We start from the raw sequence: 16,025 nt of genomic DNA on the forward strand, positions 1-16,025 counted from the left end.
ATGACGGATGCCAATCTTCCCACCGATATGCTGGAGCCAGTCGCCGACATCGGCGGCGCGGCGCAGCCGCTGTTGCAGGTCAATGGCCTGACCAAGCACTTCCCGGTGCGCGGCGGGCTGTTCAGCCCGCGCAAGACCGTACGTGCCGTCGACGACGTCAGCTTCGCAGTCATGAAGGGCGAGACCGTCGGCATCGTCGGCGAATCCGGCTGCGGCAAGTCGACCACGGCGCGGCTGCTGATGCATCTGATGACGCGCGATGCCGGCGAGATCATCTATGATGGAAGGCAGGTCGGCCCGGCGCTCTCGCTGCGCGATCTGCGGCGCGGCGTGCAGATGGTGTTCCAGGACAGCTACGCCTCGCTCAATCCGCGCCTCACCATCGAGGAATCGATCGCCTTCGGGCCGAAAGTCCACGGCATGGCCGACGACACGGCACGGACGCTGGCGCGCGAACTGCTCGGCAAGGTGGGCTTGCGGCCGGAGATCTTCGCCAATCGCTATCCGCACGAAGTGTCCGGCGGACAGCGCCAGCGCGTCAACATCGCCCGCGCACTGGCGCTGTCGCCGCGGCTTGTGATCCTCGATGAAGCGGTGTCGGCGCTCGACAAGTCGGTCGAGGCACAGGTGCTCAATCTGCTCGCCGATCTGAAGCGCGAGTTCGGCCTGACCTATCTCTTCATCAGCCACGATCTCAACGTGGTCCGCTACATCTCCGACCGCGTGCTGGTGATGTATCTCGGCGAAGTCGTCGAGCTCGGCCCGGTCGATGCGGTCTGGGACGCGCCGGCGCATCCCTATACCCGCGCGCTGCTGGCAGCGATGCCGTCATCCGATCCCGACAAGCGCACCGAGGTGCCGCCGATCTCGGGCGATCCGCCCAATCCGATCGATCCGCCGTCGGGCTGCCGGTTTCACACCCGTTGTCCGTTTGCGGAGCCGCTCTGCGCAAACGACACGCCAAAACTCAGCGATCTCGATACAATGGGCCATCAGGCGGCGTGCTACATGGCCATCTCTGGCTCGGGGCACAGCCGCGCGCCGGCAAAAGCAAAAGGAGAAAACGCGGCATGACCAGACCCACCCCCAAGGATGTCAAGGTGATCGCGCACGTCGCCGACGTGCCGGCTGACGACGACACCGCCAGTCGCATCGCCAATTCGATCGGACCGGCCTTCGACGGCTTCGCGCCGATCTCCGGTACGCTGCCTTTCGATCTCGAACCCGCGAGCTTCCTGCTGGCGCAGATCGCAAAGGTGTCGAAATGAGCTCTGATCTGGCCCTGATGACGCTGACCGCGGTCGCCAAGGCGATTGCCGACAAGAAGGTCTCCTCGCATGAGGTGACGCGCGCCGTACTGCATCGCATCGCGGAATGGCAACCGCGCCTCAATGCCTATATGGCGATCGAATCCGAACAGGCGCTGGCTGCCGCGACCGAAGCCGATGCCGCGCTCGCCAAGGGCAACAGAAGCGGCTCATTGCACGGCGTGCCGCTGGCGCACAAGGACATGTATTACGAGGCCGGCAAGGTCGTGACCTGCGGCTCGCTGATCCGCCGCGACTTCGTGCCGAAGACAACTTCGACCGCATTGCAGCGGCTGAAGGATGCCGGGCAGGTCCGGCTCGGCTCGTTGCAGATGGTCGAGTTCGCGTATGGGCCGACCGGCCACAACGTGCATTACGGTGCGGTGCGCAATCCCTGGAACACCGAGCACATCACCGGCGGCTCGTCGTCGGGCTCGGGCTCGGCGGTCGCCGCGCGGCTCACCTTCGCCGCGCTCGGCTCCGACACCGGCGGCTCGATCCGCATGCCGGCGCACTTCTGTGGTGTCACCGGCCTGAAGACGACCGTCGGTCGTGTCAGCCGTGCCGGCGCGATGCCGCTGTCGCAGTCGCTCGATACCGTCGGTCCGCTGGCGCAGACCGCGGAAGATTGCGCGCTGCTGCTCGGCCTGATGGCCGGCGCCGACCCCGAAGATCTCACCGCCTCGACGCAGCCGGTGCCCGACTATTTGGCTGCGACCAGGCAGTCGCTGAAGGGTCTGAAGATCGGCGTCCCGACGGCATTCTATGTCGATGACCTCGATGGCGAGGTGGCGCGCATCCTTGATGAGACGGTCGCCACCCTTAAGAAAGAGGGGGCGGAGATCGTCAAGGTCGAGCTGCCCGATCAACGCCAGCTCAGCGCGGCGTCGCAACTGGTGCTGGCGGTCGAGGCCGCCGCCTTCCACAAGCGCTGGATGATCGAGCGGCCGCAGGATTACGGCGCGCAGGTCCTGATGCGGTTGCAGAACGGCCTGACCATACCGGCGGTCAGCTATCTCGAGGCGATGCGCTGGCGTGGCCCTGCGCTCGCTGCGCACAACGCGGCGGTCAGCGGGATCGATGCGGTGATCGCGCCGTCGGCTCCGGTGCCGGCACCGACGATCGCCGAGAGCGATGTCGGCAACGGTCCGGGCGCGGAAGCCGTAATCCAGCGGCTGACGCGGTTCACCCGTCCGGTCAACTATCTCGGCCTGCCGTCACTGTCGATTCCGAGCGGGTTCATGAAGACGGGCCTGCCGGTCGGCATGCAGCTGATCGGCCGCTCCTTCGAGGAAGCGACATTGCTTCGGATCGGCGCTGCCTTCCAGCGCGCGACCGATTTCCACGCCAGGGTGCCAAGACCCTCATGACAAAGCGGCTCGCATGACCAATCTCGTCGAGATCAACAACCTCAACATCCGCTTCACCGGCGATCGCACGGTCCATGCCGTGAACGATCTCAGCCTGTCGCTCGGCGAGGGCGAGGTGTTGGGGCTGCTCGGCGAGTCCGGCTCGGGCAAGAGCGTGACGCTGCGCGCGCTGATGCGGCTGTTGCCGCGGAAGCGCACGCAGATCTCCGGCAGCGTCAAGGTGCTGGGCCGGGAGGTGCTGGCGATGGATGACGAGGCGCTGTCCGCATTCCGCGGCCAGACCGTCTCGATGATTTTCCAGGAGCCGGCGCTGGCGCTCGATCCGGTCTATACCATCGGTCGCCAGATCGCGGAGACGGTGATACGCCACGAGGGCAAGAGCGAGCGCGACGCCACCGCGCGGGCGCTCGAAATGCTCGAAGTGGTGCGGATCCCCTCCGCGAAACGGCGGCTCGATTCCTATCCGCACGAGATGTCGGGCGGCATGCGTCAGCGTGCGATGATCGCGCTGGCGCTGGCCTGCAAGCCGAAAATCCTGCTCGCGGACGAGCCGACCACGGCGCTCGATGCCACCGTGCAGATCCAGATCCTGCTGCTGCTGCGCGAGCTGCAGCGCGAGTTCGGCATGTCCGTCATCTTCGTCACCCACGACATCGGCGTCGCCATCGAGATCTGCGACCGCGTCGCGGTGATGTATGCCGGCCAGATCGTGGAGCAGGGCGCGCTGCGCGACATCGTGCGCACGCCGGTGCATCCTTATGCGAAGGGCTTGCTGGCTTCGACCATCCACGGTGCGATGCGCGGCCAGCGGCTCGAGACCATTCCGGGCACGCCGCCGTCGCTCGACCAGGCGCCGGCGAGCTGCTCCTTTGCACCGCGTTGCAAGTTTGCCGAGCCGCGCTGTAGCGAGAGCCTGCCGCCGAATGTGCCGGTCGCGCCCGGCCACCAGGCGCGCTGCGTCCTGGCGGAACCCAGCGTCGCGACGGCCTAGCTCGCCCGCGCGACCGCGTCGGAGATCCAGCGCCGCACCGCCGATATCCGCCGGTCCCGCGCCTGCTCGGTCCGGGAGACCAGAAAGATCGTCTCGCTCTGCACAGGCTCGAACGCAAACGGCGCCACCAGCCGCTTGCCGAAGCCCGGCCGCGCCTTGATCAGGGGTGCCAACGCCAGCGCCACGCCGAGCCCGTGCTCGGCGGCCTCCAGCATCGCCGGCACGCTGTCGAGCCACAGATGCCCGCGCGGGGCGAGATGCGGCAGGCCGGCCTCCTTCAGCCAGCCCGGCCACGCGCGCGGCTGCGTCGTGACATGGATCAGCACCTCGCGCGACAGGTCCGCGGGTGTTCGAAGACCCGCTTTGAGCAGGGCGGGTGTACAGACCGGCAATCCCTTGACCTTGACCAGCGGCTCGACCTTCAGCCCGGCGGCATGTTCCCGCCCGTAGCGGATCGCGACATCGACGCGCGATCCGGTGAAGTCGGCATATTGATGGGTGGCCTCGATCCGCAGCGTCAGTTGCGGATGGCGCCGCTTGAACTCCGGCAGCGCCGGCAGCAACACGGCGCTGGTGAAGAACGGCAGTGAGCTGATCCAGAGTTCGCTGCTTGCCTCGCCGCGTTGCCGCAGCATGTCGCGGCTCGCCTCCTGCAGCGTCGCCAGCGCGGCCGACACTTTTGCAAGGTAGCGCTCGCCGTCCGCGGTCAGCCGCACCGCGCGCGCGCCGCGGACGAACAGCCTGGTGCCGAACTGCTGCTCCAGCCCGCGGATCTGGTGGCTGATCGCGGACGGGCTCAGCGACAGGTCGCGCGCGGCGCGCCGGAAGCTGAGCTGGGTGGCCGCGCGCTCGAAGGCCAGCAGCGCCGTCAGCGGCGGGATGACCCGAGGGTCGGGGGCGTCCAATGGGTGAATCCTGTTCACCTCGAGTGATGAATGGCCTTTTGTCATGGTCGATATTCATGGATCAGATTGCGCAAACGCTCAATCCTGCTCACCTCAGGGATTCCCCCGCCTTGGCGATCTTCGAACCGCTCTCCACGCCCCATCACTGGAAACCTGCCGCGCTGGCGGCGGGGCCGTTCGCTGGCCTCCAGGGCGGGGCGGTTGCCAGCCTCTTGACCGCCGAGGTCGAGGCCATGGCGGGCGCGCGCAACTGGGGCACGGCGATATCGGCGGCGGCCTGGTTCCTGCGGCCGACGCCGATGGCGGACTTGCGCACGCAAGTCTCTGTCGTGACCGAAGGCGGCCGGGTCAGCGTCGTCGACAACACGCTATGGCCGGCAGGCGAAGAGCAGCCCTGCGCGACGGTCCGCGTGACGCTGTCGCGCGAACGTGCGGTCGAGATCCCCGGTTTTCATGGCAGCGCCGCCGCCCGCGTCGATCCGACGGTGTTTCCGCTGCGCAGCCCGCACGCCGTCCATGGTCGCAGCTGGTTCATGGACGCGATGGAAGCCCGTGCCGGGGACGATGTCGCGTGGTTTCGGATGCACCATAGCGTGATTACGGACGCCGGCCCGCTGTCGCGCGTGCTCGGTCCTGCCGATTGGACCCACGGCATCGCACGCCCGGTGCAGAATGTGGTGGCCGACCCCAACCCGAACCTTGCGGTGCAACTGTTCAGGCCGCCGCGGGGCGCGTGGGTCGGCGTTCGCGCCGAGGCGCGCTGGCGGGCGGAGGCCGGGCTTGGCGTTGGCAGCGGGGTACTGCTCGATGTCGACGGCGAGATCGGCCGGGTCTCGATGTCGGTCATTCTCGTGCCCTTTCCGAGAAGCCGGGCCGCCTCTGGCGAGGGTTCCGCGGCCGGTTAACCCTAATTATTCCGTCAACTGTTTGTGGGATCACAAAAATACGGCGCGAACCATGCTCTGCTCGGCGTGACTTGAAATGGACGATGATCGCAAACGCCTGTACAACGTGGTGATCACGTAACTCTTTTGTTTTGCAGAGATCGGTTTTTATGGCAGTCGCGCCCGCTGTCCGGCGTTCCGAACTGGCTGAGGCGCTGCGTGCATGCCGCAGTGCCTTCATCGGCGTTGGCCTCATCAGTTGCATGATCAACCTGCTGTATCTGACGGGTTCGATGTTCATGCTCCAGGTCTACGACCGCGTGCTGCCGAGCCGCAGCGTTCCGACCCTGGTCGGCCTCGTGGTCATCGCCGCGGTGCTCTACATCGCCCAAGGTATGCTTGATCTCCTGCGCGGACGAATCCTCGGCCGTGTCGGTACCTCGCTCGACGAAGCGCTCAATGCGCGCGTGTTCGACACCATCGTGCGGCTGCCGCTGATGGCCGGCAATCGCAGCGAGGGCCTGCAGCCGCTGCGCGATCTCGACAATGTGCGTTCCTTCCTCGGCAGCATGGGCCCCGGTGCATTCTTCGACCTGCCCTGGCTGCCGTTCTACATGCTGATCTGCTTCGCATTCCATTGGCTGCTCGGCGTCACCGCGCTGGTCGGCGCCATCATTCTGGTGACGCTGACGCTGATCACCGAATACATGTCGCGCACGCCGGCCAAGGAGGCGATGTCGCTCGCCGCGCGGCGCAACGATCTCGCCGCTTCGAGCCGCCGCAATGCCGAGGTGCTCGTGGCCATGGGCATGGCCGGGCGGATGAACAAGCGCTGGAACGAGGCCAACGAGGAATATCTGTCGGGCAACCAGCGTGCGAGCGACGTGACCGGCGGGCTCGGTGCGGTCGCCAAGGTGCTGCGCATGATGCTGCAGTCGGCCGTGCTCGCGGTCGGTGCCTATCTCGTGATCCACCAGGAGGCCACCGGCGGCATCATCATCGCCGGGTCGATCCTGAGCGCGCGGGCGCTGGCGCCGGTCGATCTCGCGATCGCGCACTGGAAGGGCTTCGTCGCCGCGCGGCAGAGCTGGCAGCGGCTCAACCGCCTGCTGCAACAGATGCCGGCACGCCCCGCGCAGACGCTGTTGCAGGCGCCGGAGAAGAAGCTCTCGGTCGAGGCCGTGACCATGGTCGCGCCGGGTGACCAGCGCGCCATCGTGCAAGACGTCACCTTCGCCGTCGAAGCCGGCAGCGGCGTCGGCGTGATCGGTCCGAGCGGTTCCGGCAAGTCGTCGTTGATCCGGGCGCTGGTCGGCGTCTGGGTGCCGGCGCGCGGCAAGGTGCGGCTCGACGGCGCCGCGCTCGATCAGTGGTCCTCGGACGAGCTCGGTCGCCATGTCGGCTATTTGCCGCAGGACGTCGAACTGTTCGCCGGCACCGTCGCGCAGAACATCTGCCGGTTCGATCCCGACGCGAAATCCGACGGCATCATCGCGGCGGCCAAGGAGGCCGGCGTGCATGAGATGATCATCAAGATGCGCGAGGGCTACGACACCCAGGTCGGCGAGCAGGGCACGGCGCTCTCCGCCGGCCAGGCGCAGCGCGTCGCGCTGGCGCGTGCGCTCTACGGCAATCCGTTCCTGATCGTGCTGGATGAGCCGAACTCCAACCTCGACAGCGAGGGCGACGAGGCGCTGACCCGCGCGGTGCGTGGCGCCCGCGAGCGCGGTGCCGTTGTCATCGTGGTTGCGCACCGGCCGATCGGCATCGAGGGCGTCGACCAGCTGCTGGTGCTCAAGGACGGCCGCATGCAGACCTTCGGGCCGAAGGAAACCGTGCTCGCGCAGGTGCTGCAGCGTGCCGCGCCGCCGGTGCCCACGCCGATCAAGATCGTCGCCGATGCGGGGGCGGCCAAGTCATGAGCGACCGCATGAGCGATCAACCGCGTAACGCGCATGCTTCGATCAGAAAGCATCTCGTGGTCGGCCTCGCCGTGGTCCTGGTTCTCGGCGGCGGCGTCGGCGGCTGGGCCGCGACGGTGCCGATCTCGGGCGCGCTGATCGCGCCGGGCTCGGTGGTGGTCGATACCAACGTCAAGAAGGTGCAGCATCCGACCGGCGGTGTCGTCGGCGAGATTCTGGCGCGTGACGGCGACACGGTTAAAGCGGGCGACATCGTCGTGCGTCTCGACGAGACCGTCGTCAAGGCGAGCCTTGCGATCGTGGTCAAGACGCTGAACGGTCTCTACGCGCGCGCGGCGCGGCTCGAGGCCGAGCAGCAGGGCCGCGACAAGATCGTGTTTCCGCCGCAGCTCCTCGAGCAGGCCAAGGATCCCGACGTGCGGGACATCATGACCAGCGAAACCAAGCTGTTCGAAGTGCGCGTCAACGGCCGTACCGGCCAGAAGGCGCAGCTGCGTGAGCGCGTCACGCAGCTCAACGAGGAAATCTCCGGCCTGCAGGCGCAGGAGAAGTCCAAGGACAAGGAAATCGAGCTCGTGAACACCGAACTGGTCGGCGTTCGTCAGCTCTATGATCAGCACCTGGTGCAACTGACCCGCCTGACCACGCTGGAGCGCGATGCGGCCCGGCTGTCCGGCGAGCGCGCGCAATACATCGCTTCGCGCGCCCAGGCCAAGGGCAAGATCACCGAGACCGAGTTGCAGATCATTCAGGTCGACAAGGACATGCTCGCGGAGGTTTCCAAGGATCTGCGCGAGGCCAACGACAAGATCGGCGAGTTCGTCGAGCGCAAGGTTACCGCTGAAGACCAGCTTCGCCGTGTCGACATCCGCGCGCCGCAGGACGGCGTGGTGCTGCAGTCGACCGTTCATACCGTCGGCGGCGTCATCACCGCGGGCGATGCGATCATGATGATCGTGCCGAAGGCCGACGATCTGTCGGTCGAGGCCAAGGTCAACCCGCAGGACATCGACAAGCTGCAGGTCGGACAGAAGACCATGCTGCGTCTCTCCGCCTTCAACCAGCGCACCACACCCGAGCTGAACGGCGTTGTCACGCGGGTCTCCGCCGACACCACGACTGACCAGCGCACCGGTCAGAGCTACTACACGATCCGCGTCTCGATGCCGCCGGGCGAGGTCGCGCGTCTCGGCAGCGAGGTGAAGATCATCCCGGGCATGCCGGTGGAGGCCTTCGTCCAGACCGGCGACCGCACCATGATGTCATACCTGATGAAGCCCTTGCACGACCAGTTCATGCGCTCGTTCCGCGAGAAGTGAGTTTTCCTCGCGGGGCTCTCTCCCCGGGTCGTCCCGGCGAAAGCCGGGACCCAAAACCACCGCAGGTCATTGTGGCACACCGCTGTGGCCCCAGCGTTCTCCAACGCTGACAGCTGTGGTTATGGGTCGCGCTTCCGCCTTCGCTCGTTGAGCTACGGCGGACAAGTCGCTTGCCCGGGACGAAAGCAGAAAATTACGGCGACAAATTCTTCAGCAACAGCTCCAGCGCCGCTTTCGCGAACGCCTGCATGTTCGCGGCGCGGTCGCTGCTCGCGGTTTCCAGCGTGATCACCTGCTGCTTGGGCCCTGCAACCGCCATGCAGCTATGGCCGGCGGCATCGCCGTAGCGATTGCCGGTCGGGCCGGCGGCGCCGGTCTCCGACAATCCCCAGTCGGTCGCGAGGCGCTCGCGGATCTGGCGCGCCAGCAGCTGTGCGTAGGGTTCCGACGACGAACGGAGGCCGCGCATGGCATCGTCGGAAATGTCCATCAGCGCGCGCCGCGCATCGCGGGTGTAGATCACGCCACCGCCGAGGAAATAGGCCGATGCGCCGGGCACTGCGAGCAGCGATGCCGAGATCAGCCCGCCGGTGGAGGATTCCGCGACAGCGATCGTCTGCTTGTTCGCGATCAGTCTTGCGGCGACCTGTTCGGCGATGGATGTGAGTGCGTTCATCGGCGGTCTTTCTCGTTGTTGGCCATGAAAATCTTGTGGGGCGTTCTGCCTTCCTAGCACACCACATCGGTCCCTGCAGAGTTGCACACCGCGGCCCGGCCTGCTTGAATATCGGACAACAACCAGGCCGCGCCTCACCAATTGTCGTGAGAGCGTGCGCGGAGGAAACACCATGACGTCGCCGATCGCGGGCGGCGTGGATTGCGATCTGCATCCCGCCGTGCCTCACCTCACCAGTCTGCTGCCGTACATGAACGACTACTGGCGCGACCAGGTGACGACGCGCGGCATGACGGATCTGATCTCGCAATCCTATCCGACCAATTCGCCGATCTCGTCGCGGCCGGATTGGCGCCCCGCGCAAGGCAAGCCGGGCTCGAGCCTTGCGGACATGCAGCGTCAGGCGCTCGACAAGTTCGGCTCCGCGTACGGCATCTGCAATCCGCTCTACGGGGTGCAGATGGTGTTCTCCGAAGACATGGCCGACGCGTTCTGCCGCGCGTTGAACGACTGGCTGGTCAAGGAATGGCTCGACAAGGACGATCGCCTGCGCGGCTCGATCGTGATCCCCGTGCAGAGCATCGAGAAGGCGGTCGCCGAGATCGAGCGCTGTGCGCAGGATAGGCGCTTCGTGCAGGTGCTGATGCTGGTGATGGGCGACATGCCGCTCGGCAAGCGCCACTACTGGCCGATCTATGCCGCGGCGGAACGGCTCGGCCTGCCGATCGGCATCCATGCCGGCAGCGCCTATCACAACCCGCCGACCTCGGTCGGCTGGGGCTCCTATCATATCGAGGACTATGTCGCGCAGGCGCAGGCGTTCCAGACCCAGCTCACCAGCCTGATCGTCGAGGGCGTGTTCGCGCGTCATCCGAACTTGAAAATGGTGATGCTGGAAAGTGGCTTCACCTGGCTGCCGCCGTTCCTGTGGCGGCTGCACAAATTCTGGCGCGGCGTGCGGATGGAAACGCCGTGGGTCGACCGCGCGCCGCTCGAGATTGTGCGCAGCAACATCCGCTTCTCGCTGCAGCCGGTCGACGCCCCGCCGGACGGTGACACGTTGAACCGGCTATTCGACCATATGCAGTCGGACGAATTGATCCTATTCTCGACCGACTATCCGCATTGGCAGTTCGATGGCGATGATGTGCTGCCGAAGGGGTTGTCGCGGGATCTGGTCCGCAGGATCATGATCGACAATCCGCATGCGACCTATGCGCGGTTGAAGATGAAGGAGACGACGCCATGAACATTCAGATTCGTGAACGTCCCGAGGCGGGCGCCTCGGCCGGCATCAAGACCGCGATCGCCGATTGCGACATCCATCCGGCGCGCGCGACCAAGGACGAGCTGTACCCTTATCTGGCCAAGCGCTGGTACGCGCATCTCGAGACCTTCGGCGTCCATGCCTATCAGGGTATGATGGAAGGCCCGCCCTATCCGAAGGCGCAGCCCAACGCGTCGCGCCGCGATGCCTATCCGCCGGAAGGCGGGCAGCAGGGCTCGTCGTTGTCGTTCATGCAGAAGCAGCATCTCGATCCCAACAACGTTGCGCTCGGGGTGCTCAACCCGCTCAACACCGGGCAGGGTCTGCGCAACCAGGATCTCGCCGGCGCGATCTGCTCGGCGATCAACGACTGGCAGATCGAGAAATGGACCAGCAAGGATGCGCGACTGAAGGGCTCGGTCGTGGTCCCCAATGAGGACGGCGTGGCCGCTGCCGCGGAAATCCGCAAGCGCGCGGGTGACACGAATTTCGTCCAGGTGCTGCTGCTGAGCCGCAACGTCGAGCCGCTCGGGCAGCGCCGCTACTGGCCGATCTATGAGGCGGCGCAGGAAGCTGGTCTTCCGATCGGCGTGCACGCCTTCGGCTTTGGCGGCAACCCGATCACCGCGTCGGGTTGGCCGAGCTTTTACGTCGAGGAAATGGTCGGGCATTCGCAGTGCCAGCAGACCGCGCTGGCGAGCCTCGTGCTCGAGGGCGTATTCGAACGTTTCTCCAAACTGAAGATGGTGATGGTCGAGGCCGGCTTCGGCTGGGCGCCGTCGCTGGCCTGGCGGCTCGACAAGGTGTTTTCGCGGCTGCACGCCGAAGTGCCGCATCTGAAGCGCAAGCCGTCGGAATATATCCGCGACCACATCTGGTGGACGACGCAGCCGATGGAGGATCCGGAGAGCCGCGACCATCTGTTCCAGACCATCGAGTGGATCGGTTGGGACAGACTGCTGTTCGCGACGGATTATCCGCATTGGGATTTTGACGAGCCGTCGCGCGTGCTGCCGGCAGGCGTCAGCGACGCCAACAAGCAGGCGTTCTATCTCGACAATGCGAAGCAGCTTTACGGTATCGCATGATCCGAAAAAGCGGGAACCGATTTTCGAATCAGATCGTGCGTGAGAACAGCTAATGGCGCGTCATGTGATCGCCCCGGTGGACGAGTTGCCTCCGGGGTCGCGAAAATTCCTCGAGATCGACGGACGGCCGATCGCGGTGTTCAACGTCAAGGGCGAGTTCTTCGGCCTGTTGAACCGCTGTCCGCATCAGGGCGCGGCGCTGTGCGAAGGGCCGCTGATCGGACTCGCGTCGTCGTCGGATCCCGGCGAGATCGAATATACCAAGCTCGGTGAAATCCTGCGCTGTCCCTGGCACGGCTGGGAGTTCGATATCCGCACCGGCCAGTCCTATTGCGACCCGCGCCGCTTCCGGGTGCGTGCCTATCCGGTCAGCGTCGAGCCGGGCACCAATGTGGTGAAGGGACCATATGTGGCCGAGACCATCAAGGTCGCGGTGGAAAGCGACTACGTGGTGGTGGATCTCTGATCACTCGTCATTCCGGGGCGCCGCGCAGCGGCGAGCCCGGAATCCATTTCGCCACTTGTTCTTGGGCTCGATGGATTCCGGGTTCGCGCTACGCGCCCCGGAATGACGGCGGTTCGAGCCTACTCCGCCATCATCCGTCGTTCCCGCGCGTAGCGCACCAGCGCGACGAAGCGGTAGATGCCGTGCACGAATTTTCCGTAAGGCATGGTGATGAACAGCGCGAACACCACGCCGAGATGCAGCGCCAGCAGCGGGCCCATCGCGGCGGTTTCGCGCCATAGCAACAGGGCGAGGCCGGTGATGCTGGTCAGGAACAGCATCAGGATGAATGCGGTGTCCATGCCCATCTGCTGCTCGTCGACCAGTACGCGGTCGCGCTTCCATTTCTCCGACAAGAGCCCGAGCGGACCGACCACGAGGCCGATGCCGCCGAGCGTGCCGAGCACCACCGGCAAATCCCACCATGCATAAGGCGCCTCGCGCGCCAGCAGATAGTGATAGAGCGTGCCGACGCAGGTCGCGGCAAAGCACAGCGCGAAGCCATAGAACGTGAAGTGATGATACAGCTTGCGGCGGTCGGTCGGATGGTCGTCCTCGTTGAAGCAGCCGACGCCGCCACCGTCGAGATAGCGCAGCTCGCCGGCATCGCGGACCGCCTGCAACAGCGATTTCGCATCCGTCGTCATGCCGACCGGTTCGCCGATCGCGCGCCAGAACGCGCGCAGGCCCATCGCCAGCGCGACGATGGCGTAGAGCAGGGCGGCCCCGAACAGCAGCGCCATCGCGTTGTGCGGCATCAATCTGTAGAACGCACCGGGGCCGGTATGAATGCCGGTGAGCACGCCGGGATCGTTGATCGCGGCAAAGCCGAAGATGAAGGCGGCGACGCTGAGCGCCGCGATCAGGCTGATGACGAGGCCGTTGCGCGCGAAGGCACCGGCAAAGGCGCGCGGCCAAGCATAGGCGGCATAGGACTCGGCGCGCGCGATCGCAAGCGTCTTCGGCACGTTGACGTTGAACTCGTGCGGCGGCGAGAACTGGCAGTCGGTGTAGCAGGCGCCGCAGGCGTGGCACAGATTGGCGAGATAGTTGAGATCGCCGTCGGAGAAGGCGCGGCGCATCTCCATCGCGGGAAACACCGCGCACAGGCCCTCGCAATAGCGACAGGAATTGCACACCGTCATCAGACGGTCGGCTTCCTGCAAGATCCTCGTCCCGTGCATCGCTCTCTGGTGCTCTTTATTTTGACGCGTTTTCTTAACGCGAACCGGTTCCCACTTCGCTTGAAAACGCTACGTTACTTCTTCGTCAGTCCCTTGCCTTCCAGCCATGTCTGGATCAGGCCGGCGACCTCGGCATTGTTCTTGTCCATCATCATCATGTGCGAATTGCCCTTGATGCCGGCCTTCGGCAGATCGACCACGTCGACGCTGCCGCCCGCGGCGCGGATGGCGTCGGCGAAGGCGCCCCCGGTGGCGCGGATCTTCGGCCAGCGCGTATCGCGCTCGATGTAATCGCCATAGACCATCAGTGTCGGGATGTTCTTCAACACGTCGACCTTGGCGGGATCGCCGACGCCGGCCGGCTCGATCGCGATCAGCGCCTTGACCTTGTCGGGACGCGCCTGCGCGACCTTGAAGCCGAACGTGCCGGCCTGGCTGTGGAACAGGATGATGCAGGGGCCGACGCGATCGATCTCGGCGATGTAGGCTGCGATCGTCGCGTCATCGGTGGTGGTCCAGCGCGGGACGTTCTGCTTGACGAAGTTCTCGTAGCCTTCGTTCGGGAACTGGCTGCCGGGCATCAGCTTGCGCTTGGCCGGATCGGGATCGTAGGAGTCGGGACCGTCGCCGATGCGAAACCGCTGGAACGGATTCGACGTGGTGAGAAACACCGGCTCGCCCTTGAAGATGTCGGGGTATTGCGCCCAGCCGGCACGGCCGCGCTCGACCGCGTCCGAGTTGTAGACGCTCCAGCCCTTGCGCAGGAAATAGTTCAGCCAGCCCTCGCGGCCGTCCGGCGTCGTCTCATAGGTGACGCCGGTCAGGCCGCCGCCGTGCCACAGCAGCAGCGGATAGGCGCCCTTCTCGTCTTGCGGCAGGAAGTACTGCACGTACATCTGCTCGACCTGGTAGGTGCCGTTCGGATCGACTTTTGCCGGCACGCCGCCGGGCGTGAAGGTGACGTCCTTGACCGGCCTGCCTGATATCTCGACGAGACGGCCGCCGACGTGGAACGAGCCCATGTCGCGCAGCGCGAACGGCTCGGCGGCGTTGCTCGTGGCTGACGCCATCAGCGCGGCGGCTGCGGCGAACGTCGCAAGACGTGACATCGCTCCTCCTCGATCGCGCGAAGCTTAGTTCCGCGCATTCTTCGCCGCTTCCCGCCCGGCGACGCGGCCGAACACACTGCCGATGGTCATGCCGATGCCGGCAGCGTAGCCCTTGCCGAGCACGTTGCCGGCCATGATCTCGCCGGCCGCGAACATGTTGGCCGACGGCTTGCCGTCCTTCATCAGCATCCGCGACTGCTTGTTCACGCGGGTGCCGAGATAGGTGAAGGTGATGCCTGGCCGCACCGGATAGGCGAGATAGGGCGGCGTCTCGATCCTGCGCGCCCAATGCGTCTTCGCCGGCGTGATGCCTTCGGTTCGGCAGTCGTCGAGGATGGTGTGGTCGAAGGTACCGGGCCGCACTGCGGCGTTGAAATCGGTGATGGTCTTTTCCAGCGCGGCGGCATCGAGCTCGAGCTTGCCGGCGAGCTCGGCGATCGTCGCACCCGCGATCGGCGGAAACAGCGTCGGCATGAAGCTGGTCACGACGGTGGAATCGAAGATGATATAGGCGATCTGGTCCGGTTGGGCTGCGACCAGGCGGCCCCAGATCGCATAGCGCTTCGGCCAGATGTCCTCGCCCTCGTCGTAGAAGCGCTCGGCGTGCTTGTTGACGACGATGCCGAACACCACCGAATCGTGGCGGGTGATGATGCCGCCGTCGAACTTCGGCGCGCGGGCGTCGATCGCCACCGCATGGCATTGCGTGGGGTCGCCGATCTCCTGCACGCCCTTCGCCAGCAGCATCTTCAGGATCGCGCCGCGATTATAGGGCGTGCCGCGGATCAGGAAATTGTCGGCCGCCTCGCCCCAATATTGCTTCAGCCATTCGATGTTGGCCTCGAAGCCGCCGGCGGCTGCCACCAGCGTCGAGGCGCGTACCTCGGTTCGTCCGCCGACCGGCTGCTTCAGTTGGGCCGAGAGGAACATGCCGTGCTCGATCACGAGATCGATCACCTCGGCATCGTAGAGGATGTCGACACCGAGCTCCTCGGCGGTGCGATAGAGCGCATTCAGCATCGCGCGGCCGCCGCCGAGGAAGAACGAGTTGGTGCGGCCGAGGCTCAGCGTGCCGCCGAGCGAGGGCTGCCAGCGCACGCCCTGTTCGACGATCCAGTTCAATATGTCCTTGGACTCGTGGATCATGAAGCGGGCCAGTTCCTCGTCGGTCTGGCCGCCGGTCACCAGCAGCAAATCCTTCCAGAACTCCTCCTCGGTGTAGGGCCCGGTGAGGATCTCGGTCGCCGCGTCATGGGCGCAGCGCATGTTGCGGGTGTGGCGGGTGTTGCCGCCGCGGTAGAATTTCGGGGCGCCCTCCAGCACCAGCACCGAGGCGCCGGCGCGCCGTGCGCTGATCGCAGCGCAGAGGGCGGCGTTGCCGCCGCCGATCACCAGCACGTCGAACCTGCGCGTCAGATCAACCATGCGCTCTTGTGATCGTTGTTGGCATCGAAAGCAACATGCCGGGGCAGGCGAGCGGCCTGCCCCATTTGCATGC

General features: G+C 65.7%; 15 protein-coding genes. 10 read left to right on the forward strand and 5 right to left on the reverse strand.

All coding sequences use genetic code 11. The features are described 5' to 3' along the window. The 4 genes from H8A92_RS08335 to H8A92_RS08350 are packed head-to-tail and all read left to right on the forward strand — an operon-like array spanning position 1 to position 3,668. Positions 1–1,074, forward strand: a complete 1,074-nt coding sequence (locus H8A92_RS08335) for an ABC transporter ATP-binding protein (RefSeq protein WP_229195354.1) — start codon at positions 1–3, stop codon at positions 1,072–1,074. After that, positions 1,071–1,268 (forward strand): hypothetical protein, encoded by a 198-nt coding sequence (locus H8A92_RS08340; RefSeq protein WP_229195355.1) that lies wholly within the window; start codon positions 1,071–1,073, stop codon positions 1,266–1,268. The genes H8A92_RS08335 and H8A92_RS08340 overlap by 4 nt, the downstream gene beginning before the upstream one ends. Next, positions 1,265–2,677 (forward strand): amidase, encoded by a 1,413-nt coding sequence (locus H8A92_RS08345; protein ID WP_229195356.1) that lies wholly within the window; start codon positions 1,265–1,267, stop codon positions 2,675–2,677. The genes H8A92_RS08340 and H8A92_RS08345 overlap by 4 nt, the downstream gene beginning before the upstream one ends. 13 nt (positions 2,678–2,690) lie before the next feature. Further along, positions 2,691–3,668 carry an ABC transporter ATP-binding protein gene (locus H8A92_RS08350; protein WP_229195357.1) on the forward strand — a complete coding sequence of 326 codons (978 nt, stop codon included), beginning with the start codon at positions 2,691–2,693 and terminating at the stop codon, positions 3,666–3,668. On the opposite strand, the gene H8A92_RS08355 is transcribed toward H8A92_RS08350, so the two are convergent. Next, complete coding sequence (locus tag H8A92_RS08355) at positions 3,665–4,573, reverse strand: LysR substrate-binding domain-containing protein (RefSeq protein WP_229195358.1); 909 nt, start codon at positions 4,571–4,573, stop codon at positions 3,665–3,667. The two genes, H8A92_RS08350 and H8A92_RS08355, sit on opposite strands and share 4 nt — an antisense overlap. A gap of 56 nt (positions 4,574–4,629) precedes the next feature. Here H8A92_RS08355 and H8A92_RS08360 point away from each other — a divergent pair, with 56 nt between their 5' ends. The 3 genes from H8A92_RS08360 (at position 4,630) to H8A92_RS08370 (ending at position 8,698) form a co-directional block, all read left to right on the forward strand. Continuing rightward, positions 4,630–5,478 carry an acyl-CoA thioesterase domain-containing protein gene (locus tag H8A92_RS08360; RefSeq protein WP_229195359.1) on the forward strand — a complete coding sequence of 283 codons (849 nt, stop codon included), beginning with the start codon at positions 4,630–4,632 and terminating at the stop codon, positions 5,476–5,478. A 149-nt stretch (positions 5,479–5,627) separates the two neighbouring features. Beyond that, on the forward strand, positions 5,628–7,379 hold the full coding sequence (locus tag H8A92_RS08365; protein WP_229195360.1) for a type I secretion system permease/ATPase: 1,752 nt from the start codon (positions 5,628–5,630) through the stop codon (positions 7,377–7,379). Positions 7,380–7,387: 8 nt separating this feature from the next. Beyond that, positions 7,388–8,698, forward strand: coding sequence for an HlyD family type I secretion periplasmic adaptor subunit (locus tag H8A92_RS08370; RefSeq protein ID WP_229195361.1), 1,311 nt, complete (start codon positions 7,388–7,390; stop codon positions 8,696–8,698). 193 nt (positions 8,699–8,891) lie between these two features. Here the strand turns inward: H8A92_RS08370 and H8A92_RS08375 are convergent, their stop codons facing one another. Next, positions 8,892–9,374 (reverse strand): CinA family protein, encoded by a 483-nt coding sequence (locus tag H8A92_RS08375; protein WP_229186190.1) that lies wholly within the window; start codon positions 9,372–9,374, stop codon positions 8,892–8,894. A gap of 172 nt (positions 9,375–9,546) precedes the next feature. Between H8A92_RS08375 and H8A92_RS08380 the strand changes: the two genes are divergently transcribed. Genes H8A92_RS08380 through H8A92_RS08390 form a run of 3 tightly spaced genes read left to right on the forward strand, consistent with a single transcriptional unit; the run spans position 9,547 to position 12,195 of the window. Then, positions 9,547–10,623 (forward strand): amidohydrolase family protein, encoded by a 1,077-nt coding sequence (locus H8A92_RS08380; RefSeq protein ID WP_229195362.1) that lies wholly within the window; start codon positions 9,547–9,549, stop codon positions 10,621–10,623. Next, positions 10,620–11,729 (forward strand): amidohydrolase family protein, encoded by a 1,110-nt coding sequence (locus H8A92_RS08385; protein WP_229195363.1) that lies wholly within the window; start codon positions 10,620–10,622, stop codon positions 11,727–11,729. The genes H8A92_RS08380 and H8A92_RS08385 overlap by 4 nt, the downstream gene beginning before the upstream one ends. 52 nt (positions 11,730–11,781) lie before the next feature. Further along, entirely contained in the window at positions 11,782–12,195 is a 414-nt protein-coding gene (locus tag H8A92_RS08390) for a Rieske (2Fe-2S) protein (RefSeq protein ID WP_016846808.1), read from the forward strand. A 119-nt stretch (positions 12,196–12,314) separates the two neighbouring features. On the opposite strand, the gene tcuB is transcribed toward H8A92_RS08390, so the two are convergent. The 3 genes from tcuB to tcuA form a co-directional block, all read right to left on the reverse strand. After that, positions 12,315–13,418, reverse strand: coding sequence for a tricarballylate utilization 4Fe-4S protein TcuB (tcuB, locus tag H8A92_RS08395; protein ID WP_229195364.1), 1,104 nt, complete (start codon positions 13,416–13,418; stop codon positions 12,315–12,317). Between the two features lie 74 nt (positions 13,419–13,492). Further along, positions 13,493–14,527: an alpha/beta hydrolase gene (locus H8A92_RS08400; RefSeq protein WP_229195365.1), complete on the reverse strand. Its 1,035-nt coding sequence runs from the start codon at positions 14,525–14,527 to the stop codon at positions 13,493–13,495. A gap of 24 nt (positions 14,528–14,551) precedes the next feature. Beyond that, on the reverse strand, positions 14,552–15,952 hold the full coding sequence (tcuA, locus tag H8A92_RS08405) for an FAD-dependent tricarballylate dehydrogenase TcuA (RefSeq protein WP_229195366.1): 1,401 nt from the start codon (positions 15,950–15,952) through the stop codon (positions 14,552–14,554). Between the last annotated feature and the right edge of the window lie 73 nt (positions 15,953–16,025).

This window comes from Bradyrhizobium acaciae, assembly GCF_020889785.1.
Classification (GTDB): domain Bacteria; phylum Pseudomonadota; class Alphaproteobacteria; order Rhizobiales; family Xanthobacteraceae; genus Bradyrhizobium; species Bradyrhizobium acaciae.